This is a genomic window from Polaromonas sp. (genome assembly GCF_030682935.1).
Classification (GTDB): Bacteria; Pseudomonadota; Gammaproteobacteria; order Burkholderiales; family Burkholderiaceae_C; genus Polaromonas.
Genome location: NZ_JAUXNA010000279.1, coordinates 1 through 20,466, shown reverse-complemented (window position 1 = coordinate 20,466; position 20,466 = coordinate 1). Strand labels below are relative to the sequence as shown.

The window sequence follows — 20,466 nt, the reverse complement described above, 5'->3', positions numbered from 1 at the left end:
GGTCTCACATCGACTTTTTAAGCCGGGGGTCCAGCAGGTCGCGCACGCCGTCACCCAGCAACTGCAACGACAGCGCGGTCAGAATGATGGCGAATCCGGGAAACAGAACAACCCAGAGCGCGTCGTGCGCATACTGCTGGCTGCCCGCCACCATGGTGCCCCAGGTCGGTATTTCGGGCGGCACGCCCACGCCCAGAAAGGATAGCGCCGCCTCGGCCAAAATGGCATAGGCAAAGATGAAGGAGGCCTGCACCAGAATGGGCGACATCAGGTTGGGCAGAATGTGCCGCCACAAGATGCGCGCCGTTGACACACCCACGGCACGCGCCGCCTCCACAAACAGCAGCTCACGCACCACCAGCGTGGAGGCGCGCACCACACGGGCCACGCGCGGCGTGTACACCAGCACCAGCGCCAGCACCACGTTGAGCATGGACGGGCCGAGAATGGCTACCAGCGCAATGGCCAGCAGGATGTCGGGGAAAGACATCATCGCGTCCACCACGCGCATGATGGGCGCGTCCAGCCGGCGGAAAAATCCCGCCACCAGGCCAAATAGCGTGCCAAAGGTAATGGCACCTATGGCCGTCAACGCCGCAATGGTGAGTGAATAGCGGCCGCCAAAGGCAATGCGCGCAAACAGGTCCCGCCCCAGTTCGTCGGTGCCCATGAGATGGGTGGCCGTAGGCACCGACAGGCGCTGGCTGACCGCGGTTTCGTTCGGGTCGTAGCCGGTGATCACGTTGGCCAGCAAGGCGACCAGCACCACGACCAGCAAGCAGATGGCGGCGCCGAGCACGATGCGGCGCCGGAACAGTTTTTTGAGAATCAGCGGAATTTTCATACAGTCAGTACTTCACCCGGGGGTCCACCACCATGTACAGCAGGTCGGTCAGGAAATTGATCACCACATAAATCATGGCGATGACCAGCAAGGCGCCCTGGATCACCGGGTAGTCGCGCCGCAGGACGGCGCTCACCACAAGGTTGCCGACACCGGGCAGTCCAAACACGGTTTCGGTGACCACAGCGCCGCCAATCATCAGCGCGACGGTGAGGCCCAGCACGGTGATGATGGGCACCAGCGCATTGCGTAGCGCATGCTTGAGCACCACCACCTTTTCAGACAGCCCCTTGGCGCGCGCGGTGCGCACATAGTCCTCACCCAGCACATCGAGCATGGAGGCGCGCGTGAAGCGGATGATCAGCGCGGAGTTGAGCACGCCCAGCACCACCGAAGGCAGCACGAGGTAGTGAATGCGTTCGGCCAGCGAGGCGCCTGGGTCGCCGTAGCCCGACACCGGAAACCAGCCCATGGACACGGCAAAAATCTGCATCAGCACCAGCCCGAACCAGAAACTGGGAATGCTGGCGCCCAGCATGGCAAAGCCGGTCAGGAACTGGTCAATGAACTTGCCGCGAAACACCGCCGAAACAATGCCGCAGGGCACGCCAATCGCCGCTGCAATGAAGACGGCCATCAGTGCCAGCAAGGTGGTGGGCTCGGCCCGCTCCCACAGCGCCTGGGTGACCGGGCGCTGCAGGAAGATGGACTGGCCCAGGTTGCCCTGCGACAACTCCTTGAGCCAGTAGCCAAACTGCACCGGCAGCGGCTTGTCCAGGCCATACTCTTTTTGCACGCGGACAATGTCTTCCGCCGTTGCCTGGTCGCCCAGCAGCACCGTGATGGGGTCGCCCGATGCGGCGCGTGTGAGTACAAACACGATGACCGCCACGAGCGCCATGACCATCAGCATGCCCATGACGCGTGACAACAGATAGCGGGTCATGATAATTTCTCTTTAACCATAAACAATGGATGAAGTGCGCCGCGCCGGGCCACCCCAAGCAAGCACCGCCCCCTTGGGGGGCAGCGTAGTATGCGAAGCGACAAGCGTGGGGGCATTAGTTCTTCAGGCCGGTGTTCCAGAAGAAGGGCCAGGTGGAAGGCACATAGCCCTGCAGCGCTGGCGACCTGGCCGACAGGCTGTTGAACTTGCCCGCATTGATATACGGTACTTCGTCATAGATCACCTGCTGCACCGCACCCCACAAGGCGCCGCGCTTGGCGGGATTGGTTTCGTGGTTCAGCGCAGCCAGCGCAGCCTGCTTGGCCGGTGAGCTCCACCAGCCCGGCGCACCCTCGCCCAGTTGTGGTGGGGACAGCATGGGTTCAGGGAACTGGCCCGAATGCGTGATGTAAACATCCCAGAGTCTGGAGTCGCCGCGGCGCTGTACCAGCGTGGCCCAGTCCACCACGTTCAGCTCGGCCTTGAAGCCGGCGCGCTTGAGCTGCTCGGCCATGATCAGCGCCATGTTGTAGTGAAAATCGTACTGGCGACTGGTCAAAATACGGATGGGTTCGCCCTTGTACCCGGCCTGAACGGCCTGAGCTTTGGCCTTGACCGCATCACGCTCGTTGTATTTGGCCGCACCGGCGGTCGAATAAAAGGGCGTCCCTTTGGGGAAATGGTTGGGCTCAGCCGTGAAGAAACGCGTGTCGCCAAACCCGGCGGCCAGCATTTCACCTTCGCCAATGCTGGTTTGCACCGCTTTGCGCACGGGCTGGGAGGCCATCACGCCCTCTTTGGTATTAAACACAAAGTACGGAAAACCAAAGGATGGCGTCAGGATGGGAACGGTCTTGCCGCCCGATTTCTCAAGACGGCCCAGCGCTTCGGTGGGCAGCAGGTCGGCAAAGTGGTATTGCCCGGCCAGCGAGCCCTCAACGCGCGTGTTGGCGTTGGGCACGGGGATGAAACGCAGCTCATCGGCAACCGCGATTTTCTTGCCGCCATAGCCGCTGGCGGCCTCCTTGCGGGCAGCGTACTGGTCAAAGCGCGTCAGCAGAACATACTGGTCAGGACGGCGCTCCTTGAATTTGTAGGGGCCGGTTCCGACGAACTCTTTCAGCGGCGTGGCAATCGACTCTTTGGCCATGATGGCGGCCATGCCGGAAGGCATGGCCAGTTGCGACAGCAGCGGTGCATAGGGTGCCTTGAGCGTGATCTCAATGCCATGACTTCCATTGACCGACAGGTCTTCCACCTCTTTGGAAAGCGCCTTGCCGCGCGGCGACACCTCCATCCAGCGCTTGAGGCTGGCCACCACGTCTTCGGCATTCAATTCGCGGCCATTGTGCAACTGCACACCCTTGCGCAGCGTGATGCTGTAGCGCTTGTCATCGGACGATACCTTGGGCAGGCTTTCAGCCAGCATGGGCACTATTTTCCAGCTGGCATCAAAGGTAAAAAGCGGCTCATACACATGCTGCATGATGGTGGCCACCAGGTCCGTGGGCGATGCCATCGGATCCAGCGTTTGCGGCTCGGCAATCATGGCCAGGTTGAGGGCGGATTTTGAAAGCGCTTGCGCCTGGGCTCCGATCGGCAACAAGGCCGTACCACCCACCACCAGCGCCAAAGCCACCGCCTTGCGGCGGTTGATCCAGAATTTTTGCAGCATGCCAATCTCCTTAAAAGTGAAAGTATTTTTCAACATACAAAGAATATTCCACCTTTTATTTCGGAAAAATGGGTACAAACCCTAGAATGAAACAGTAAATATGAAAATATATTTCATACAAGCGGCCGAGCAGCATGATCTTGGAGCGTAGTGCCTGGCACTGCGCCCCAGTCTGGTGTCTGCCAGCCCGTTTTCTTTCTTCACCCAACCAGGAGTTTTTTGCAATGTCCGCACTTGAATACTTTGGCAACCCGCCTATCGCCTCTGACCACCAGCCCCGGCCGTTCTCGCCCGCCGTGCGCGCGGGCGACTTTGTCTATGTGTCGGGTCAGGTTCCGGGCGACGAAAAAGGAGAAATCGTGCAAGGCGGCATTGAAGTGCAGACGCGGCAGGTCATGAAAAACCTGTCCGCCGCTCTGGCGCTGGCCGGCTGTACGCTGGACGACGTATGCAAAACCACGGTGTGGCTGCAGGACGCGCGCGATTTCGGCAGTTTTAACCGCGTTTACATGAGTTACTTTGGTGACAAAAAACCGGCGCGCTCCACCACCGAGGCGCGCCTGATGGTGGATGCACGGGTTGAAATTGATGTGGTGGCTTACAAGCCGCGCGGCTAATTCCATTTTCAATTCGATGAGAAAGTAGGCGCACCGCCGCAGACAGTGCTTGTCGCACGGCAAGGCGGGGCAACGACCTATCGCATTGAAGTAGAAATGGAATAAATCACACCGGCCAGGCCACGCCTTTGTCATTGAGCAGCGCATCGAGGGCAATGTCGTGAGGTTCGGGTTCCAGGTCCGGCAGCCAGCCCTGGCTGTAGCCCAGGCCCACAGTCACCGGACGGGGCTGCAGCGTCACCAGCGTGCGGTCATAAAAGCCGCCGCCGTAACCCAGACGGTAGCCGCCCGGCCCATAGCCCACACAGGGCACAAACAGCAGCGTCGGCACGATCACTTCGGTGCCCTTGGGCTTGGGAATGCCGTAGGCGTCTTCCTCCATCGGGCAGCCGGGATACCAGGCATGAAAAGTCAGGGTTTTATGCAGCTTGTTGATCACCGGCAGGCCAATCTTGCGCGGCGAGCGGCTGGCGATGCTTTCAGTCGCCAGCTGCGTCCGTCCTTCGGGCGTCAGGGCCTGGTTTTCCTGGGGTTCCTGGCCCAAAATGGCGTCTTCCTGCCAGCGGTACAGCGCGGGCAGCGGGTCAAACTCGCCCTTGATGGGCCAATAGGCGCCAATCACCACGTCGGGACGGTCAAACAGCCAGATGCGCATGACGCGCTGCAGCAGATCGGCCCGCGCCTGGCGGTCGGGCATGTTGAGGCGCGATTCAATGAGTGCTTTACGGGTACTTAATTTGTCCATAATGTCCCAATGCTAAATAAATTTGTTTTCAGTGCGACGCTCTCTGCGGCACTTTGCGCCGCCTGGGTGGCGCCCGCAGCGGCCCAGAATACATCAGCCAGCGCCGCCGCTGGCGACAGCCTGATCCTGGAGATGAACAAGGCCTTCCGGCGCGGCGACAAAACCAGGCTGGCGCAACTGCTGCCCCAGACCAAAGGCCACGCCCTGGAACCCTGGGCGGCCTACTGGGAACTCAAGGCCCGGCTCGAAGAAGCCAGCCCGCAGGAAGTGCAGGGCTTCATGGCCCGCTACGCCGGCAGCTACCAGGAAGACCGCCTGCGCAACGACTGGCTGCTGCTGCTGGGCCAGCGCCGCGACTGGGCCGGTTTTGCCGCCGAATACCCGAATTTCCGCATGAACGACGACCGTGAGGTGCGCTGCTACGCGCTGCTGGTAGAGCACCTGAAAAATCCGGCGCTGGACGCCAGCCTGTCGAACGAAGTGCGCGGCAACTGGCAGGCGCAGCGCGAAGCGGGCGACGGCTGCACCGCGGCGGCCGAGCGGCTGGTGGGTGCCAAAAACCTCACGCAGCAAGATGTCTGGCACAAGGCGCGCCTGGCCCTGGAAGCCAACCGCCCCGGTGCCGCGCGCGACGCGGTGCAGATCATTGCCCCGGAAGCCCTGGGGCTGGTGGCCGAGCTGAACAACAACCCCGCCAAGTTCCTCACGGAAAAACAGCTGGCGCTGCGCAAGGTGCGCAAGGAAATCGTCACGCTGGCGCTGGTCAAGCTGGCCGCCAGCGACACGGAGGCGGCCGCCACCCAGATGGAGCGCAAATGGGCGGTGCAACTGACAGCCGAAGAGCGCAACTGGGTCTGGGGACTGATTGGCAAACGGGTCGCCATGCGCCTGGGCGCGCAGCCAGCCAGCGACGCGATGCAGTACTTTGCCAGGGTCAGCAAGGACACCGACCTGACCGACGATATGCTGGCCTGGAAAGCCAGGGCCGCCCTGCGCGACGGCACCCAGCCCAAATGGCCGCAGGTGCTGATGGCGGTCAATGCCATGAGCGACGCAGCGCGCGAGGACCCGACCTGGCGCTACTGGAAAGCGCGCGCGCTGCTGGCCACGGCGCCGACCGATGCGACGCAGCGCGCCCAGGCGCAGGCGCTGCTGCAGTCGATCGCCTCGGTGCGCGGTTTTTACGAGCAACTGGCGCTCGAAGATCTGGGCCAGAAAATCACGGTGCCGGCCAAGCCGACGCCGCTCAGCGTGCAGGAAAAAGAAACCGCACGACTCAACCCGGGTCTGAACCGCGGCGCCTACGCGATTGCGATGGGTTTGCGCAGCGAGGGCGTGCGCGAGTGGAACTACAGCACCAGCCTGCACCAGCGCGGCGGCATGGGCGAACGCGAGTTGCTGGCCGCGGCCCAGTTTGCCTGCGACCGCCAGATCTGGGACCGCTGCATCAACACCAGCGAGCGCACCGCCACCGAAACCGACTTTGAGCAGCGCTTTCCCATGCCTTTTCGCGAGGCGGTGATCAAACGCAGCCAGAGCATCAACCTGGACCCGGCTTACGTGTATGGCCTGATCCGCCAGGAAAGCCGTTTCATCATGGACGCCCGCTCGGGTGTAGGCGCCTCGGGACTGATGCAGGTCATGCCCGCCACGGCGCGCTGGACCGCGCGCAAGATCGGCCTGGAGGGCTTCAGCCCCGAGCAGATCAACGACCGAGACACCAACATCACGATTGGCACGGCCTACCTGAAGCTGGCCCTCGACGACCTCAATGGCTCCATGCCCATGGCCGCAGCCGCCTACAATGCCGGACCCGGCCGGCCGCGCACCTGGCGCAATGGCCATGTGCTCGACGCCGCGATATGGGCCGAGAACGTGCCCTTCAGCGAAACCCGCGACTACGTGAAAAAAGTGCTGTCCAATGCTACCAATTACGCGGCGATTTTGACGGGCCAGCCCCAGTCGCTGAAGGCGCGGCTGGGCATGGTGGGGCCGCGCGAGGCGGCCTTGCCTGAGGTCAACAAGGACTTGCCTTAAGCCGCCCATGGCTCATTTACTGATCGCTGAAGACGACGAGCTGCTGCGCGATGCGCTGGCAGCGCTGCTGGAGCAAAGCGGGCACAGCGTGGCCTGCGCAGCCAATGGCGCCATCGCGCGCGCACTACTCGAATCCACCCGCTTTGACGGCGTGATCCTGGACCTGGGGCTGCCGCTGCTTGACGGCATGGCAGTGCTGCGCTGGATACGCCAGCGGCTGATGGCCCTGCCGGTGCTGATTTTGACGGCGCGCGACGGCATTGACGACCGGGTACAGGGCCTCAATGCAGGCGCGGACGACTACCTCACCAAGCCCTTCGTCATTGCCGAGTTGCAGGCGCGCTTGCAGTCCATGCTCAGGCGCTCCCGCCTGCCGGCTTTTGGCGGCTCACTCGAGATCGGCAGCGGCGGCACCAGCCGGCTGCGGGTCGATGCCACGCTGCCGCGCGCCTGGCTGGACGACGAGGCACTGGAGCTGACGCAGCGCGAATGGGCGCTGCTGCAGCTGCTGGTGGCCAATGCCGGCCAGGTGGTCAGCCGCGAAGACGTGCTCAATGCCTGGCAGGCCGAGCCGGCTGAAGGCGCGCAAGGCTCCAACGCGCTGGAGGTGTATGTGCACCGCCTGCGCCGCAAGCTGGCAGAGTCGGGCCTGAGCATTCGCAATGTGCGCGGGCTGGGCTACATGCTCGAATCCGGCACCTCATGAAACGTCCGGTCCGAGCTGTAGCGCCGGGCTTGTCGCTCAGGCGGCAACTGCTGCTGTGGCTGCTGCTGCCGCAGCTGGTGCTGTGGCTGGCGGGCGGCGTACTGGCCTGGCGCGTGGCGCTGAGCTACGCCGAGAAAGGCATTGACCAGTCCCTGACGCAATCGGTGCGCGCGCTGGCGCGCCAGGTCAAGCCCATCGGCTCGGGCCTGCTGGTCGATTTTCCGCGCGCCGCGCAGGATATTCTGGAGCAGGACCCGACCGACCGCATGGGCTACATGGTGTCGTCGCCACCGGGCCGCTTTGTACTGGGCAACGGTCAGCTGCCGCCGCCGCCAGCCAGTCTTGCGATCAAGGCCAATGAGCCCCTGATCTACGAGGCGCCGCTGGCGGGAAAACCGGTGCGCGTGGCCCTGCTGGAGGTGAACTACGGCGACGCCGATGCACCCCAGCGCCTGCGCGTGCAGGTCGCCAAAAGCCTGGCGGTGCAGCAGCGCATTGCGCGCGAACTGGTGGCCGACATGCTGCTGCCGCTGCTGGCGCTGGGCCTGTTGCTGGGGGCTCTGATGTATGGCGGCATCACGCGCGGTCTGCGTCCGCTCAAACGGCTGGAGGCCCTGCTCGGCGACCGGACCGGCCGCACACTGACCACGCTGCCACCGATTGAGCTGAAAGAGGCCCCACAGGAAGTGCATTCGCTGGCCGCCGCCGTCAACCAGTTGCTTGATGCGGTCAGGCGCAGCCTGAGCCAGGAAAAGCGCTTTTTGAACGACGCGGCGCACCAGTTGCGCACCCCGCTGGCCGGGCTGATCAGCCAGACCGAACTGGCGTTGCAGGAAACCGAACTGCAGGCCCTGAAAGTCCGACTGACCAAGGTGCATGCCGGGGCCCTGCGCAGCGCGCATCTGGTGCACCAGTTGCTGTCGCTGGCCCGCACCGAGGCCGACGTGAGCCTGCAGCCGCTCGACGTGGCCGCGCTGGCACGTGAGGTCGCCCGGGAATGGACGCCGCGCGCCCTTGTGGCAGGCGTCGACCTGGGCTACGAGGGTGAAGACACGCTGGAGATCGAGGGCGAAAAACTGCTGCTGCGCGAATCACTGAACAACCTGATCGAGAACGCCCTGCACTACGCGGGACGCGGTACCACGCTGACGGTGCGGATACGCCGGAAGTCGGGCCACTGCCTGCTCGAAGTGGAAGACGATGGGCCGGGTTTGCCTGAGGCGGACAGGCCCCATGCCTTCGAGCGCTTCTGGCGCGCCAGCGAGTTGCCCGGCGGCTGCGGCTTGGGGCTGGCCATCGTGGCTGAAATTGCCCAGCGCCATGGCGGCGCAGCCAGCGTGCACCCGGTGCAGCCTTCAGGCTTGCTGGTGCGGCTGACCTTGCCGCTGCCTGGCCTTAAAGCCTGACTCCGCTGGCCGCATCGAACCAGTTGACATACGCGCCACTGATCTGCAGACCCACCGTGTCACCGGGCTTGGCCTGGGTTTGCGGTGAGGCGCGTACCGTGATGTCGCCGGCGGCGGTCTTGACCACCACAAAGGTGTCGGCACCGGTGGGCTCCACCAAACTGACCTGGCCGCGCCAGGCGGCGTCATCGGCAAAGCTGATGTGCTCGGGCCGCACACCGAGCAGCGCTGGACCGCCAGCCGGGCTAACCAGTGGCAAACTCGCTTCTTTGATGTCAAACAGGCCTCCAGCCAGCGTCTTGCTTGAACTACCAGCTATCATATTCATAGTAGGCGAGCCAATGAAGGAGGCCACATAGGTGTTGGCCGGACGGCTGTAAATGTCGTCAGGCGTGCCCAATTGCTGCAGCACGCCGTCTTTCATGACGGCAATGCGGCTGCCCAGGGTCATGGCTTCGATCTGGTCATGCGTCACGTAAACGCTGGTGATGCCGCTGAGCTGGTGCAGGCGCTTGATCTCGGCGCGCATCTCGACGCGCAGTTTGGCGTCCAGGTTCGAGAGGGGTTCGTCAAACAGGAACAGCTGCGGCTGGCGTGCCAAGGCCCGGCCCATGGCCACGCGCTGGCGCTGGCCACCCGACAGTTGCGCCGGACGGCGGTCCAGCAGGTGGGTGATTTGCAGCATGGCGGCCACCTCAACGATGCGCTTTTCGCGTTCCGCCCTGGGCACCTTGCGCATCTCCAGCGCAAAGCCAATGTTCTCGGCCACGCTCATGGTCGGGTAAAGCGCGTAGCTCTGGAACACCATGGCGATGTCGCGCTGGGCGGGGGGAACACCCACCACGTTGCGGTTGCCAATGCGGATTTCACCCTCGGTAGGGTCGTCCAGCCCGGCAATGATGTTGAGCAGGGTTGATTTGCCGCAGCCCGAGGGACCGACCAGGATGAGAAATTCGCCCGGTGCCACATCGATGTCGATGCGCTTGAGCACCTCGACGGTTTTGTCGCCGCTGCCAAAGGTCTTGCGGATGCCGGAAATATGCAGTGCTGAAGCCATAGTTAGCCTTTCACGGCGCCGGCCGTGAGTCCTTTCACAAAATATTGACCCGCCAGCACATAAATCAGCATGGTGGGCAAGCCCGCAATCACGGCAGCCGCCATGTCCACGTTGTAGTTTTTCACGCTGCTGCTGGTGTTGACCATGTTGTTCAGGCCCACGGTGATGGGCTTGCTGTCGGCGCCGCTGAAGGCCACGCCGAACAAAAAGTCGTTCCAGATGTTGGTGAACTGCCAGATCAGCGTGACCATCACGATGGGCGTGGACAGCGGCACGATGATGCGCAAGAAGATGCGCCAGAAACCCGCGCCGTCAATGCGCGCCGCGTTCACCAGCTCTTTGGGAACAGCGGCGTAGTAGTTGCGAAAAAACAGCGTGGTGCCGGCCAGGCCCGCCAGGCAATGCACAAAAATCAGGCCGCCGACCGAACTGGAAATGCCCAGCCAGCCCAGCACCTGGCTCATCGGCAGCAGCACCACCTGAAAGGGCATGAACACGCCAAACAGCATGAAGCCAAACAGCAAATCACTGCCGCGAAACTTCCACAGGCTCAGCACGTAGCCGTTGATGGCGCCCCACAAGGTGGAAATCAGCACCGCCGGCACCACGATCAGCACCGAGTTAAAGAAGAAGGGCTGCAAGCCCCGGCAGTCGGTGCCGGTGCAGGCGCTCGACCAGGCCAGCGTCCAGGCCTCGAAGTTCAGGCTGGAGGGCAGGCTGAGCAGATTACCGCTTCGGATTTCTTCGGCGTCCTTGAACGAGGTGGCCAGCATCACATACATCGGGGCCAGAAACAACACCGCCGCCAGCAGCAGCACGCCGTAGATCAGCACCCGCGAAAAGTTCTTAGCGATCATGGGGTTTGCTCCGCAGTTCACTGTACAAATAGGGCACCACAATCGCCGCCACGGTGGCCAGCATCATGGTGGCGCTGGCGGCGCCCAGACCGATCTGGCCGCGGGTAAAGCTCATCACGTACATGAAGGTGGCGGGCACGTCGGTGGCATAGCCGGGGCCGCCGCCGGTCAGGGCCATCACCAGGTCAAAGCTCTTGATCGACAGGTGCGACAACACCATGACGGTGGAGAACACCACCGGCCGCAAAATCGGCAAAATAATGCGCCAGTAAATGCGCGGCAGGCTGGCGCCGTCTATCTGCGCCGCCTTGATGATGCTGTCGTCGATGCCGCGCAGCCCGGCCAGAAACAGCGCCATGGCAAACCCGGCCGACTGCCAGATGCCGGCAATCACCACGCAGTAAATGGCGGTGTCGCTTTGCACCAGCCAGTCGAAGCTGAAGCTGCTCCAGCCGATGTCGTGCATCAGCTTTTCCAGCCCCAGGCTGGGGTTCAGGATCCATTTCCAGGCCGTGCCGGTCACGATGAACGACAGCGCCATGGGGTAGAGGTAGATGGTGCGCAGCCAGCCTTCGGCGCGGACCTTCTGGTCCAGCACGATCGCCAGCGCCATGCCGATCAGCATGGCCCCGCCAACGTACAGCACGCTGAAAATCCCCAGGTTTTTCAGGGCCAGCCACCAGCGGTCCATCTCCCAGAGTTTGGCGTACTGCGCCAGACCGACGAACTCGTCGTAGTTGGGCAACATGCGCGAGGCGGTCAGGGACAAGACCCCGTTCCAGATCATCAGCCCGTAAATGAAGGCAAAGCCCAGCACAAAGCCGGGTGCAATCACCAGCTTGGGCAGGGTAGCCTCAAAGGTCGGTTTCATGGGAGTGGCTCTCCGAAGTGAATAAGCCCACCCGGCCGACAACAGGGGGCAGGTGGGCAGCGTAAAAGACGCTGTTTACTTGGTCGCAGCGGCAGAAGTGATCGCCTTCATGGCATCAGCCACGCTGATCTTGTCGTTGTTCCAGAACTGGCTGACCGCGTCCTTGATCGCGCCTTCAGCAGCGGGGCTGACGGCCATGCCGTGCGCGATGGAGGGCACCAGGCTGCCGGTCTTGGCGGTGTCCACAAAGTCTTTGGCAGAGGTTTTGGCGCAATCATCAAACTTGTCCATCTTCATGTTCAGGCGCACAGGAATCGAGCCCTTGTTGAGGTTGAACACTTCCTGGAATTCGGTTCCCATGATCGCCGTGGCCAGGTCGCCCTGGGCTTTTTGCGCGTCGGCGGCCTTGAGCTTGAACATGGCGAACGAATCGACGTTGAAGGTGTAGGCGTTGGCGGTGCCGGGCGCTGCGGCGCACAGGAAGTCTTTGCCCGGCACCTTGCCAGCAGCCAGAAACTCGCCCTTGGCCCAGTCACCCATGAACTGGAAGCCGGCCTTGCCCTGCATCACCAGCGCGGTGGTCAGGTTCCAGTCGCGCCCGGCGGACGCTGCGTCGGTGTAGCCCTTGATCCTGCGGAATGTTTCCAGCGACTTCTTCATGGTGTCGCTGTTCAAGGACTTGGCATCGAGCTTGACCAGCGCGTCGTTGTAGAACCTGGCGCCCCCCACCCCCAGCACCACCGACTCAAAGGTGGTGAAGTCTTGCCAGTTCTGGCCACCGTGGGCCACGGCGATCAGGCCTGCGGCCTTGATCTTGTCGGCAGCGACAAAAAATTCGTCGTAGTTCTTGGGCATGCCGGCCACACCGGCTTTTTTCAGCACCTCGGGGTTGGCCCAGACCCAGTTCACGCGGTGCACATTGACCGGCACGGCGACGTAGTTGCCTTTGTACTTCATGACATCGGCGACGGCCTTGGGCAGCAGGCTGTCCCATTTTTCGGCGTTGGCTATTTTGTCCAGGTTGGCCAGCACGCCTTCAGCGGCCCATTCCTGGATGGCCGGGCCCTTGACTTGGGCGGCAGCGGGCGGGTTGCCCGACACCACACGACTTTTCAGCACGGTCGCGGCATTGTCGCCACCGCCACCCGCCACGGCAAAGTCTTTCCAGGTGTGGCCCTTGGCCTGCATGATTTTTTTCAGCTCGACAACCGACTTGGCCTCGCCGCCCGAGGTCAAGTAATGCAGAACTTCCACCTCACCGGCCCGTGCAGACACGGCCACGGTGGCAAGTAATACGGCAGCCGTCAGGCTTGAAATCTTGAACATGTTGTCTCCAGGTAAGCTCCTTGGGCACTCAGCGCCAGGAGCAGGAATGGATTCGGCGAACACCACGCCCGTCGAATTAATTAATTATTCATTAATCTTTCAACGAAAAACCTAGTACTTACCCGGAGTTTGACCGTGAAATTGCAAGAAACATCATGAATTTCGGCCGAAAAGAGCGGCCGGAAGAAAAGAAAAGGACAAGGCGGCAGCGAAAAGCCGCCCGAAAAATCAGGCCACCAGCGCCAGCGCCCCGTAGTCGCCCACCCGGTCCTGCAGGCCGGCAGGCACCAGCGTGAAGTCCTGCGTCAGCGCAGGCAGCTTGCCGCTGACGTGCGATTGCAGCCGTGGCAGCAGGTAGTCGCGGTGGTGCCAGAACACACTGCCCCCCATGCTGATGCACTGCAAGTCCAGCGTGACCACCAGGTTGTAGATGGCCCGCCCCATGATCCGGCACAGGTCATCAACAATTTCCACCGCCGCTGCTTCACCGGCGCGCGCAGCTGTCAAAAGCGTAGCGGAATCGGGGTAACCCTGTGCCGCAAAGCGCCGCGCCACTGCGTTACCGGCCACCAGCCCCTCCAGATCACCAACGTTGCCGCAGCCGCACAAGGCCTCGTTGTTGTCGCTGACGAACATGTGGCCGGCGTGCCCGGCGTTGCCGTTTTTGCCGCGCAGCACGTGGCCGTCCACACACAGGCCCATGCCAATGCCGGTACTCCAGGTCAGGTAGGCGCAGTGGCTCAGGCCCTGCAGCGCGCCCCAGCGGCGCTCGGCCTCCAGCGCGGCGATGCCGTCGTTTTCAATGCGTACCTGCCTGAACGCGGCCCGCAGCGGCGCTTCCAGTACCGCGCTGGTCCAGTCGTTGGGCAGGCCGCGCGCCTTGCCGGCCAGCCCGCCGCAGATATTCGGGGCCGCCAGCTCCACCAGCCCCTGGTTCATCACAAACGGGCCGCAGGAGGCCACGCCTACCGCCGACAGTGCGTCCGGCGAAACATCGGCCAGCCGGCAGCTTTCACCCACCATGCGCAGCACCTGCTGGCCCAGCGCGTCGACGCCCCCCTGACGGGCCGTCGGTTCCGCCACGCGGCCCCGAATGCCGCGGTGATCGGCCACGCTGACCGCAACCTTGGTGCCGCCCACGTCCACGCAGGCCACCGGCGCGGCACCTTCGGGCATTCTGAAATTGAAATCAGCCGGCTGGACTGGGGCAAAGAGGGTCATGGTGAGAGCGGGTGAGTGAATATGAGTAAAAGTAAGGGCGGGTCAGGCGCGGCCGTAGTCGTCCTGCAGACGCACGATGTCGTCTTCGCCGAGGTAGTGGCCAAATTGCACTTCAACAATTTCAACCGGGTCCTGCGTCAGGTTGGCCAGACGATGAACCTGCCCCACCGCAATGTCGCAGACCTGGCCCTGCCGCATGTCAAACTGGCGCTCTCCCAGCGTGACGCGCGCCGTGCCCTGCACCACCACCCAGTGCTCAGCGCGCTGGTGGTGTTTTTGCAGGCTCAGTTGCTGCCCCGGGTGAATATGGATGCGCTTGACCTTGTTGCCCGGCACTTCGGACACGGTTTCATACCACCCCCAGGACCGTTCGGCCCGTTCAATCGTTTCGGTGCGGGGGATGGTTTTCATGGGGTGCGGCCACGCCTGTGCAAGCCCCATATGCTAACGGGTTGCCAGCAATAAAGTTACCAAGCAGGTAGACGGCACCGAACACCCGGCAGCCAGCTTCAGATCAGCTGACTGATCAGGCTGGCCACAAAGCTCAGCAAAATCGTGGTGGTCAGGGGAATAAACCACTCGCGGCCAAACAGGCGAAAGCGCAGGTCGCCCGGCAATTTTCCAAAGCCGAGTTTTTGCAGCAGCGGGCTGAACCAGCTGATAAAAACCAGGGCCAGAAAAATGATGATGAACCAGCGAATCATGGCGCGTGAATCTACAGCGTGTGCATGCGGTCACCTGCCGAAAAGCCCAGCGGCTGCCACACAGGGCTACCTTTGGCCCCAAACGCGATCACCTTGAACAGCTCGCCCATTTCATGCTCGTTGACCAGCTTTTGCACCATGGCGCGCTCGCCCAGCGAGGCGTTTTCCAGGCCGCCCAGCAGGCCGCAGTTCAGCAAAAACCGGCCCTGGCTGGTGTAGCCCAGCACTTCCAGCCCGGCGTCCTGCCCGGCCAGCGCGATGCCGGTGAAGTTGACATGGGCGGTGATGTCTTTTTCGCCCACATCGGCCAGCGCATCGGCATCCGCCAGGTGGGCACGGTGGCAGATCAGCGTGCCCATGCTGCGCTGCGGGTGGTAATACTCATGCTCGGGAAAGCCGTAGTCGAGCAAAAACACCGCGCCGGTTTCGAGCCGGTCGGCCAGCGTGCCGACAAAGCCTTCGGCCTGCGGGTGGATTTCGGTGACGTAATCATGGTGGCCTGCCACGTCCAGCGGCGGCCGCAGGTCCGTCGGCCGGTCGGCGTAGGTGAAGCGGCCTTCATGCAGGACCACGCCGCGCTCGTGCCAGACGCCCTCCAGGCGCGCCAGCAGCTTGACCGGCATCGCGTCCAGCACCTCGTTGCCCAGCACCACGCCGCGCATGGCGGGCGGCAGTTCGGTGGCCCAATGCACCTTGCCGGCATGGGCCGCCAGCCGCTCGCGCTGGCGCTCGCGCAGGCTGCCTGACAGGTCGACGATCGTGTAGCGCTCAAGCTGTGGCCCCAGCGTATCGAGCAACTGCAGCGCCAGCGCGCCGGAACCGGCGCCAAACTCCCAGACCTCGGCCGTGCCGCTGGCCTCTAGCGCCTGGGCCACCTGGCGGGCCAGCGCCCGGCCAAAGTGAGGGGACAGCTCGGGCGCGGTGACAAAATCACTTCCGCCGGCCGGCATCAGGCCGAACTTACGGGAATCGTTCGCGTAGTAGCCCAGGCCGGGCGCATACAGCGCCAGCGCCATGAATTTGTCAAAACCGATCCACTCGTCCTGACAGGCGATTTTCATAGCAATCCAACTGGCCAAGTGCGTCATCGGCATAATACTTACTCAGCAATAAAGCTCACAAAGCGGCCCATTAGACGTATCCATGAGCGAAGAAAAAACCCCCAATCCTATCGAAGCATCCAATGAACTAGTACGTTGGCTACAACTATTAGTTCTTCCACTTTGGGCACGCATAAGTCTGCTCTTGGTCATGGCACTGATTGTCGCAGGCGGGCTGATCCTGCTGGGTAATGGTCTTTTTCTGCAAGAAAAAGAAAATATTGCCGCTGCAATGACCTTGCTCACGGTAGCTCTACCAGTTATGCTGGTTGTTGTCGCTTTAGTGTTTGGTCAGAGCAGTGAAAAACGTTTAAAAGTCAACACTTCCACGTTGCTGGACATTGAATTCCCCCAAACACTACAAGCCAATCTCTCTTCGGCAGAGATATCATCGGTCATCAAGAAAACCCTCCAAGGCTGCCGGTGTGACTATCACCTGAGCTTCAAAGGGAATAGCACATTGTCAGGGGTCGAGTTGGAGTTTTCTGTCGAACTCAATGTCCGAAAGATCAATCTTGCCCTCTGGTTAAATGGCCATGTATTGCCGGAGTCTATCTCGATAGAGACCGAGTCACTCAAAGTTTTTCGGCACGTTATTGCAGGCGCATTGGCAGAGGGATACCGGATGAATGACTCCCCGGCTCGCTATTTCGGTTCTGGAAAAGGCCAAGGTATCCTTTTTTTTCGTGAGTTGGATCCGGATTTCCTTATCAAGCCAGCGGCCCGTCTGTATTTTTGCCAGGATTTAAGCTTTTTTATACGGGGCGTCATCGAAGCGCAGTGTGATACCGCACGCCGTGCACTCCCGATCGGAAAAGGTGCTTTTTTATGAGCCAGCGTTGGGTCTTGGTAACAGGGGGTGGACGACGTCTGGGCCACGAATTTTGTTTGGCATTTGCGCGAGCCGGTTGGAACGTGATTTGTCATTACCAATCCTCTTTTGAGGATGCCCTGCAAACCTGTGCAGCAATTGAGCGACTTGGGCCTAAGGCCATTGCTATCGCTGGCGACCTTTCCAAGGAAGCAGATCGAGAAGATGTATTTGCAAAAGCTACGCAGGCAACCGGACGGCATTTGGATGCATTAGTGAACAACGCATCGGTGTTCGAGCCCGATGACGGCATTAATCTGTCGCCGCAACTGTTGCATCGCCAGCTTGAAGTCAATCTGGTAGCGCCACTGCACTTGGGTAGCCTGCTGGCACGATCGGTTCAGGGCAATACCAAGCGGGGCAGTCCTGCCGTCATCCATATCCTCGATCAAAAAGTTTTCAATCCCAACCCAGACTATTTCTCCTACACAGTGTCCAAGCTCGCGCTGGAACGGATGGTGGCGTTGCAGGCGCAGGCATTGGCACCCCATGTGCGCGTATCCGCTATTGCGCCCGGGCTGATTTATGTCAGCGGACCCCAAAACGAGGAAAATTTCAACAAAGCCCGTTCAATCAACCTACTGCGTAGCCCAATAAATTCGGTGGATGTTGCCAGGACGGCAGTGTTCCTGGCGGAAAACGAATCAATGACCGGCGTCACCTTATGTGTCGACAAAGGCCAGCACCTAGTCCCTCTGGAACGCGACATTATGTTTGTTACCGATCAACTCATGCAGAAGCAACCTTGAACTCACTACCCCATACTCTGTTACAGCATTGCCGACGAATTTTTGTACGCGGACTGACTCGGCAAGTTCGGATTGGAATTCATGATTTTGAGCTCCAAGCAGCACAGCGCGTAATTTTTGATATCGATTTATACGTTCCGTTGGCTGAATGTACCCCTCAAAACGACCGAATTGAGGAGGTTGTGGACTATGACTTTGTGCGCGATATCGTTTCGCAGGTAATTGACCAGCGCCACACCGGGCTGCAAGAAACCCTGTGTGACACCGTGATGCAAGCCATTCTGACTCATCCGCATGTGGTGGCTGCGCGAGTATCGACCCGAAAGCCTGATGTGTATGAAGACTGCGAGGCGGTAGGTGTCGAATCATTTCAATGTAAAGCCCACGAACTATGGATGGCGCCCACACTGTGATTCTTGCGACCAAAGGCACCCAAATCCTCACCCTCACCGGCTTGCGTTTTGACGCGAACCTGGGCATTTTGGAGCACGAAAAAACCGCGCCCCAGCCGATCCAGGTCGATGCCGAACTGAACCTGGGCACGCAGCCGCTGCTGCCCCACGACGACGACATCTCCGGCGTGCTGGACTACCGCAAGGTGCGCCAGATCATCATCACCGAATGCACGGCCGAGCATGTCAACCTGCTCGAAAGCCTGATCGGCAAGCTGGCGCACCGGCTGATGCAGCTGCCCGGGGTGCTGGGCGTGCGTGTGAAAATTGCAAAACTTGAAATTTTTGACGACTGCGAAGTAGCCATTCGCATCGAGACAGGACAGTGGTAATCAAAATGAGCGCAGTGTGGACAGATGAGCAGGCCGAGAGTTCGGCGCGGGTGCAAAACTCGATGAAGATAGAACGCGAAGACCACAAGCTGGAAAAGCGCCTGTGCCGCGAGGTCGGCCGGGCGATTGTCGATTTCAACATGATCGAAGAAGGCGACAAGGTCATGGTGTGCGTCTCGGGCGGCAAGGACAGCTACGCCATGCTCGACATTTTGCTGAAACTGCAAAAGCGCGCGCCGATCAACTTCGAGCTGATCGCCGTCAACCTCGACCAGAAGCAGCCCGGCTTTCCCGAGCAGGTGCTGCCCGACTACCTCGGCAAGCTCGGCGTGCCGTTTCACATCGAGAACCAGGACACCTACAGCATCGTGACCCGCGTGATTCCCGAAGGCAAAACCCTGTGCTCGCTGTGCTCGCGGCTGCGGCGCGGCATCTTGTACCGCGTGGCGGGCGAACTCGGTGCGACCAAGATCGCGCTCGGCCATCACCGCGACGACATGCTGCAAACCTTCTTCTTGAACATGTTTTTTGCCGCCAAGCTCAAGGGCATGCCGCCCAAGCTGGTCAGCGACGACGGCAAGAACATCGTGATCCGCCCGATGGCCTATGTGACCGAAAAAGACCTGACGCGCTGGGCCCAGGTGCAGGACTTCCCTATCATTCCGTGCACGCTGTGCGGCAGCCAGGAAAACCTGCAGCGCAAGCAGGTCGGCAACATGCTGCGCGAATGGGACAAAAAACACCCGGGACGCCTTGAAAACATGTTTTCAGCGCTGCAAAACATCGTGCCTTCGCACCTGATGGACAGCAAGCGCCATGATTTCAAGAACATCCGGGCCACGGGCGTGGCCGATGCTGACGGCGACAAGGCCTTTGACGCCGAAGAATTCAGGGAAACCGCCGTGCCGGGTGTTTCCGTGATTGGCATCACGGCGCTCAGCGCACGTTAACGGCGGGTTTTTCAGCCATCTCTCTGGAGGCCGTATGAAACGGGTATTTTCAGCACTTTTCACCGTCGCCGTTCTGGCGCTTTTCATGGCGGGCTGCTCGACCGTGCGGCTGGTGGACAGCGATGTCACCGCCTTTTCCCGCTGGAGCGCAGCCCCGCCAGCACCCGGCACGCCCTACCGGTTTGAGCGCCTGCCGTCGCAGCAGACCCTTGCGGCGCAGCAGGACCAGGTCGAAGCGCTGGCGCGCGCTGCCCTGGCCAAGGTCGGCCTCGATTTGAATCCCACCGTGGCCCGCTACAGCGTGCAAGTGGTCGTCAGCACGCTGATTCTGGAGCGCGGGCCCTATGGCGGCGCAGGGTATGACGGCTTCAGATACCCCATGCCGGGTTTTTTTCTGGGTGGCGGCAGCCGCGGCGCGTCGCTCGGCATGTCGTTTCCCCTGCGCTTCCCGGAGCCCTACTTCAAGCGCGAGCTGAGCATGTTGATGCGCGAGTTGAACAGCGGCCAGGTCGTATTTGAAACCCGGGCCGTGCACGACGGCGTGTGGAGCGACACCCTGGCGGTGCTGCCCGCGATGCTGGACGCCGCCCTGCAGGGCTTTCCTCAGCCACCACCCGGCACGCGCCGGATCAATGTTGAAATTCCACGCTAGAAATGTGGCCCCCACGTTCGCTCACTGCGTGTAGCTCTCTGCCCCCCCGAGGGGGCTATTTCACCTTGGGGCGGCCCTGCGGTGAAATGCGCGCCTCCACTTTCCTTAGCTCTCTGCCCTTAAAGGGACCAGCCCCATGACTGAAGCCACCCGCATCATCGCCATCCGCCACGGTGAAACCACCTGGAACGTCGACACCCGCATTCAGGGTCACCTGGACATCCCGCTCATCGACTCCGGCCACAGCCTAGCCTGGCGGATGGCGCTGGCCCTGAAAGACGACCCCATCACGTCCATTTACGCCAGCGACGTGTCCCGCGCCTGGGAGACGGCGCACTACATTGGGCG

General features: G+C 61.5%; 23 protein-coding genes. 11 read left to right on the top strand and 12 right to left on the bottom strand.

Annotation, left to right across the window (positions count from 1 at the left end; translation table 11 throughout):
• Nucleotides 1-4: 4 nt before the first annotated feature.
• The 3 genes from Q8K05_RS12765 to Q8K05_RS12755 all read right to left on the bottom strand — a co-directional run bounded on the left by Q8K05_RS12765 (nucleotide 5) and on the right by Q8K05_RS12755 (nucleotide 3,465).
• Complete coding sequence (locus Q8K05_RS12765; RefSeq protein WP_305246969.1) at nucleotides 5-844, bottom strand: ABC transporter permease; 840 nt, start codon at nucleotides 842-844, stop codon at nucleotides 5-7.
• Nucleotides 845-848: 4 nt separating this feature from the next.
• Nucleotides 849-1,790, bottom strand: a complete 942-nt coding sequence (locus Q8K05_RS12760; protein WP_305246968.1) for an ABC transporter permease — start codon at nucleotides 1,788-1,790, stop codon at nucleotides 849-851.
• A 115-nt stretch (nucleotides 1,791-1,905) separates the two neighbouring features.
• Nucleotides 1,906-3,465, bottom strand: a complete 1,560-nt coding sequence (locus Q8K05_RS12755) for an ABC transporter substrate-binding protein (RefSeq protein WP_305246967.1) — start codon at nucleotides 3,463-3,465, stop codon at nucleotides 1,906-1,908.
• Between the two features lie 224 nt (nucleotides 3,466-3,689).
• Here Q8K05_RS12755 and Q8K05_RS12750 point away from each other — a divergent pair, with 224 nt between their 5' ends.
• Nucleotides 3,690-4,082: a RidA family protein gene (locus tag Q8K05_RS12750; RefSeq protein WP_305246966.1), complete on the top strand. Its 393-nt coding sequence runs from the start codon at nucleotides 3,690-3,692 to the stop codon at nucleotides 4,080-4,082.
• A 106-nt stretch (nucleotides 4,083-4,188) separates the two neighbouring features.
• On the opposite strand, the gene Q8K05_RS12745 is transcribed toward Q8K05_RS12750, so the two are convergent.
• Nucleotides 4,189-4,827 carry a 5-formyltetrahydrofolate cyclo-ligase gene (locus tag Q8K05_RS12745; protein ID WP_305246965.1) on the bottom strand — a complete coding sequence of 213 codons (639 nt, stop codon included), beginning with the start codon at nucleotides 4,825-4,827 and terminating at the stop codon, nucleotides 4,189-4,191.
• 9 nt (nucleotides 4,828-4,836) lie between these two features.
• Between Q8K05_RS12745 and Q8K05_RS12740 the strand changes: the two genes are divergently transcribed.
• From Q8K05_RS12740 to Q8K05_RS12730, 3 genes are read left to right on the top strand one after another with little or no spacing between them, the layout of a single operon-like run.
• The gene (locus Q8K05_RS12740) at nucleotides 4,837-6,864 is read left to right on the top strand and encodes a lytic transglycosylase domain-containing protein (protein ID WP_305246964.1); all 2,028 of its coding nucleotides are present in this window, start codon (nucleotides 4,837-4,839) and stop codon (nucleotides 6,862-6,864) included.
• Nucleotides 6,865-6,871: 7 nt separating this feature from the next.
• Nucleotides 6,872-7,570, top strand: coding sequence for a response regulator (locus Q8K05_RS12735; RefSeq protein ID WP_305246963.1), 699 nt, complete (start codon nucleotides 6,872-6,874; stop codon nucleotides 7,568-7,570).
• Nucleotides 7,567-8,976, top strand: a complete 1,410-nt coding sequence (locus Q8K05_RS12730; RefSeq protein ID WP_305246962.1) for a sensor histidine kinase — start codon at nucleotides 7,567-7,569, stop codon at nucleotides 8,974-8,976. Before Q8K05_RS12735 ends, Q8K05_RS12730 begins: the two co-directional genes overlap by 4 nt.
• Here the strand turns inward: Q8K05_RS12730 and Q8K05_RS12725 are convergent.
• The 8 genes from Q8K05_RS12725 to Q8K05_RS12690 form a co-directional block, all read right to left on the bottom strand.
• Nucleotides 8,966-10,033: an ABC transporter ATP-binding protein gene (locus tag Q8K05_RS12725; protein ID WP_305246961.1), complete on the bottom strand. Its 1,068-nt coding sequence runs from the start codon at nucleotides 10,031-10,033 to the stop codon at nucleotides 8,966-8,968. The two genes, Q8K05_RS12730 and Q8K05_RS12725, sit on opposite strands and share 11 nt — an antisense overlap.
• Before the next feature lie 2 nt (nucleotides 10,034-10,035).
• Nucleotides 10,036-10,890 carry a carbohydrate ABC transporter permease gene (locus Q8K05_RS12720; RefSeq protein WP_305246960.1) on the bottom strand — a complete coding sequence of 285 codons (855 nt, stop codon included), beginning with the start codon at nucleotides 10,888-10,890 and terminating at the stop codon, nucleotides 10,036-10,038.
• Nucleotides 10,880-11,761, bottom strand: a complete 882-nt coding sequence (locus tag Q8K05_RS12715; RefSeq protein WP_305246959.1) for a carbohydrate ABC transporter permease — start codon at nucleotides 11,759-11,761, stop codon at nucleotides 10,880-10,882. Before Q8K05_RS12715 ends, Q8K05_RS12720 begins: the two co-directional genes overlap by 11 nt.
• A 75-nt stretch (nucleotides 11,762-11,836) precedes the next feature.
• Complete coding sequence (locus tag Q8K05_RS12710) at nucleotides 11,837-13,087, bottom strand: ABC transporter substrate-binding protein (protein ID WP_305246958.1); 1,251 nt, start codon at nucleotides 13,085-13,087, stop codon at nucleotides 11,837-11,839.
• Nucleotides 13,088-13,315: 228 nt separating this feature from the next.
• Entirely contained in the window at nucleotides 13,316-14,263 is a 948-nt protein-coding gene (locus Q8K05_RS12705; protein ID WP_305246981.1) for an ROK family protein, read from the bottom strand.
• Nucleotides 14,264-14,350: 87 nt separating this feature from the next.
• On the bottom strand, nucleotides 14,351-14,719 hold the full coding sequence (locus tag Q8K05_RS12700) for a phosphomannose isomerase type II C-terminal cupin domain (protein WP_305246957.1): 369 nt from the start codon (nucleotides 14,717-14,719) through the stop codon (nucleotides 14,351-14,353).
• A 98-nt stretch (nucleotides 14,720-14,817) separates the two neighbouring features.
• On the bottom strand, nucleotides 14,818-15,012 hold the full coding sequence (locus tag Q8K05_RS12695) for a DUF2905 domain-containing protein (RefSeq protein ID WP_305246956.1): 195 nt from the start codon (nucleotides 15,010-15,012) through the stop codon (nucleotides 14,818-14,820).
• A gap of 11 nt (nucleotides 15,013-15,023) precedes the next feature.
• Entirely contained in the window at nucleotides 15,024-16,073 is a 1,050-nt protein-coding gene (locus tag Q8K05_RS12690; protein WP_305246955.1) for a class I SAM-dependent methyltransferase, read from the bottom strand.
• An 82-nt stretch (nucleotides 16,074-16,155) separates the two neighbouring features.
• Between Q8K05_RS12690 and Q8K05_RS12685 the strand changes: the two genes are divergently transcribed.
• The 7 genes from Q8K05_RS12685 to Q8K05_RS12655 form a co-directional block, all read left to right on the top strand.
• Entirely contained in the window at nucleotides 16,156-16,944 is a 789-nt protein-coding gene (locus tag Q8K05_RS12685; RefSeq protein WP_305246954.1) for a hypothetical protein, read from the top strand.
• A complete protein-coding gene (locus Q8K05_RS12680; RefSeq protein ID WP_305246953.1) occupies nucleotides 16,941-17,732 on the top strand; it encodes an SDR family NAD(P)-dependent oxidoreductase in 792 nt (263 codons plus the stop codon). Before Q8K05_RS12685 ends, Q8K05_RS12680 begins: the two co-directional genes overlap by 4 nt.
• Nucleotides 17,729-18,145: a dihydroneopterin aldolase gene (locus Q8K05_RS12675; RefSeq protein ID WP_305246952.1), complete on the top strand. Its 417-nt coding sequence runs from the start codon at nucleotides 17,729-17,731 to the stop codon at nucleotides 18,143-18,145. The genes Q8K05_RS12680 and Q8K05_RS12675 overlap by 4 nt, the downstream gene beginning before the upstream one ends.
• A complete protein-coding gene (locus Q8K05_RS12670; RefSeq protein ID WP_305246980.1) occupies nucleotides 18,145-18,516 on the top strand; it encodes a dihydroneopterin aldolase in 372 nt (123 codons plus the stop codon). The genes Q8K05_RS12675 and Q8K05_RS12670 overlap by 1 nt, the downstream gene beginning before the upstream one ends.
• Before the next feature lie 5 nt (nucleotides 18,517-18,521).
• Nucleotides 18,522-19,466 (top strand): tRNA 2-thiocytidine(32) synthetase TtcA, encoded by a 945-nt coding sequence (ttcA, locus tag Q8K05_RS12665; protein ID WP_305246951.1) that lies wholly within the window; start codon nucleotides 18,522-18,524, stop codon nucleotides 19,464-19,466.
• 34 nt (nucleotides 19,467-19,500) lie between these two features.
• Nucleotides 19,501-20,118 carry a DUF4136 domain-containing protein gene (locus Q8K05_RS12660; protein WP_305246950.1) on the top strand — a complete coding sequence of 206 codons (618 nt, stop codon included), beginning with the start codon at nucleotides 19,501-19,503 and terminating at the stop codon, nucleotides 20,116-20,118.
• Between the two features lie 136 nt (nucleotides 20,119-20,254).
• Nucleotides 20,255-20,466, top strand: a 212-nt coding sequence (locus Q8K05_RS12655) for a histidine phosphatase family protein (RefSeq protein ID WP_305246949.1), incomplete at its 3' end; no start/stop codon positions are given.

What these genes read in the sequence shown, in the direction of transcription:
- Q8K05_RS12690 (WP_305246955.1), bottom strand. Translation starts at nt 16,073, where the DNA reads ATGAAAATCGCCTGTCAGGACGAGTGGATCGGTTTTGACAAATTCATG.
- Q8K05_RS12710 (WP_305246958.1), bottom strand. Translation starts at nt 13,087, where the DNA reads ATGTTCAAGATTTCAAGCCTGACGGCTGCCGTATTACTTGCCACCGTG.
- Q8K05_RS12750 (WP_305246966.1), top strand. Translation starts at nt 3,690, where the DNA reads ATGTCCGCACTTGAATACTTTGGCAACCCGCCTATCGCCTCTGACCAC.
- Q8K05_RS12725 (WP_305246961.1), bottom strand. Translation starts at nt 10,033, where the DNA reads ATGGCTTCAGCACTGCATATTTCCGGCATCCGCAAGACCTTTGGCAGC.
- Q8K05_RS12715 (WP_305246959.1), bottom strand. Translation starts at nt 11,761, where the DNA reads ATGAAACCGACCTTTGAGGCTACCCTGCCCAAGCTGGTGATTGCACCC.
- Q8K05_RS12755 (WP_305246967.1), bottom strand. Translation starts at nt 3,465, where the DNA reads ATGCTGCAAAAATTCTGGATCAACCGCCGCAAGGCGGTGGCTTTGGCG.
- Q8K05_RS12680 (WP_305246953.1), top strand. Translation starts at nt 16,941, where the DNA reads ATGAGCCAGCGTTGGGTCTTGGTAACAGGGGGTGGACGACGTCTGGGC.
- Q8K05_RS12760 (WP_305246968.1), bottom strand. Translation starts at nt 1,790, where the DNA reads ATGACCCGCTATCTGTTGTCACGCGTCATGGGCATGCTGATGGTCATG.
- Q8K05_RS12700 (WP_305246957.1), bottom strand. Translation starts at nt 14,719, where the DNA reads ATGAAAACCATCCCCCGCACCGAAACGATTGAACGGGCCGAACGGTCC.
- Q8K05_RS12745 (WP_305246965.1), bottom strand. Translation starts at nt 4,827, where the DNA reads ATGGACAAATTAAGTACCCGTAAAGCACTCATTGAATCGCGCCTCAAC.
- Q8K05_RS12660 (WP_305246950.1), top strand. Translation starts at nt 19,501, where the DNA reads ATGAAACGGGTATTTTCAGCACTTTTCACCGTCGCCGTTCTGGCGCTT.
- Q8K05_RS12740 (WP_305246964.1), top strand. Translation starts at nt 4,837, where the DNA reads ATGCTAAATAAATTTGTTTTCAGTGCGACGCTCTCTGCGGCACTTTGC.
- Q8K05_RS12720 (WP_305246960.1), bottom strand. Translation starts at nt 10,890, where the DNA reads ATGATCGCTAAGAACTTTTCGCGGGTGCTGATCTACGGCGTGCTGCTG.
- Q8K05_RS12705 (WP_305246981.1), bottom strand. Translation starts at nt 14,263, where the DNA reads ATGCCCGAAGGTGCCGCGCCGGTGGCCTGCGTGGACGTGGGCGGCACC.
- Q8K05_RS12765 (WP_305246969.1), bottom strand. Translation starts at nt 844, where the DNA reads ATGAAAATTCCGCTGATTCTCAAAAAACTGTTCCGGCGCCGCATCGTG.
- ttcA (WP_305246951.1), top strand. Translation starts at nt 18,522, where the DNA reads ATGAGCGCAGTGTGGACAGATGAGCAGGCCGAGAGTTCGGCGCGGGTG.
- Q8K05_RS12685 (WP_305246954.1), top strand. Translation starts at nt 16,156, where the DNA reads ATGAGCGAAGAAAAAACCCCCAATCCTATCGAAGCATCCAATGAACTA.
- Q8K05_RS12695 (WP_305246956.1), bottom strand. Translation starts at nt 15,012, where the DNA reads ATGATTCGCTGGTTCATCATCATTTTTCTGGCCCTGGTTTTTATCAGC.
- Q8K05_RS12735 (WP_305246963.1), top strand. Translation starts at nt 6,872, where the DNA reads ATGGCTCATTTACTGATCGCTGAAGACGACGAGCTGCTGCGCGATGCG.
- Q8K05_RS12730 (WP_305246962.1), top strand. Translation starts at nt 7,567, where the DNA reads ATGAAACGTCCGGTCCGAGCTGTAGCGCCGGGCTTGTCGCTCAGGCGG.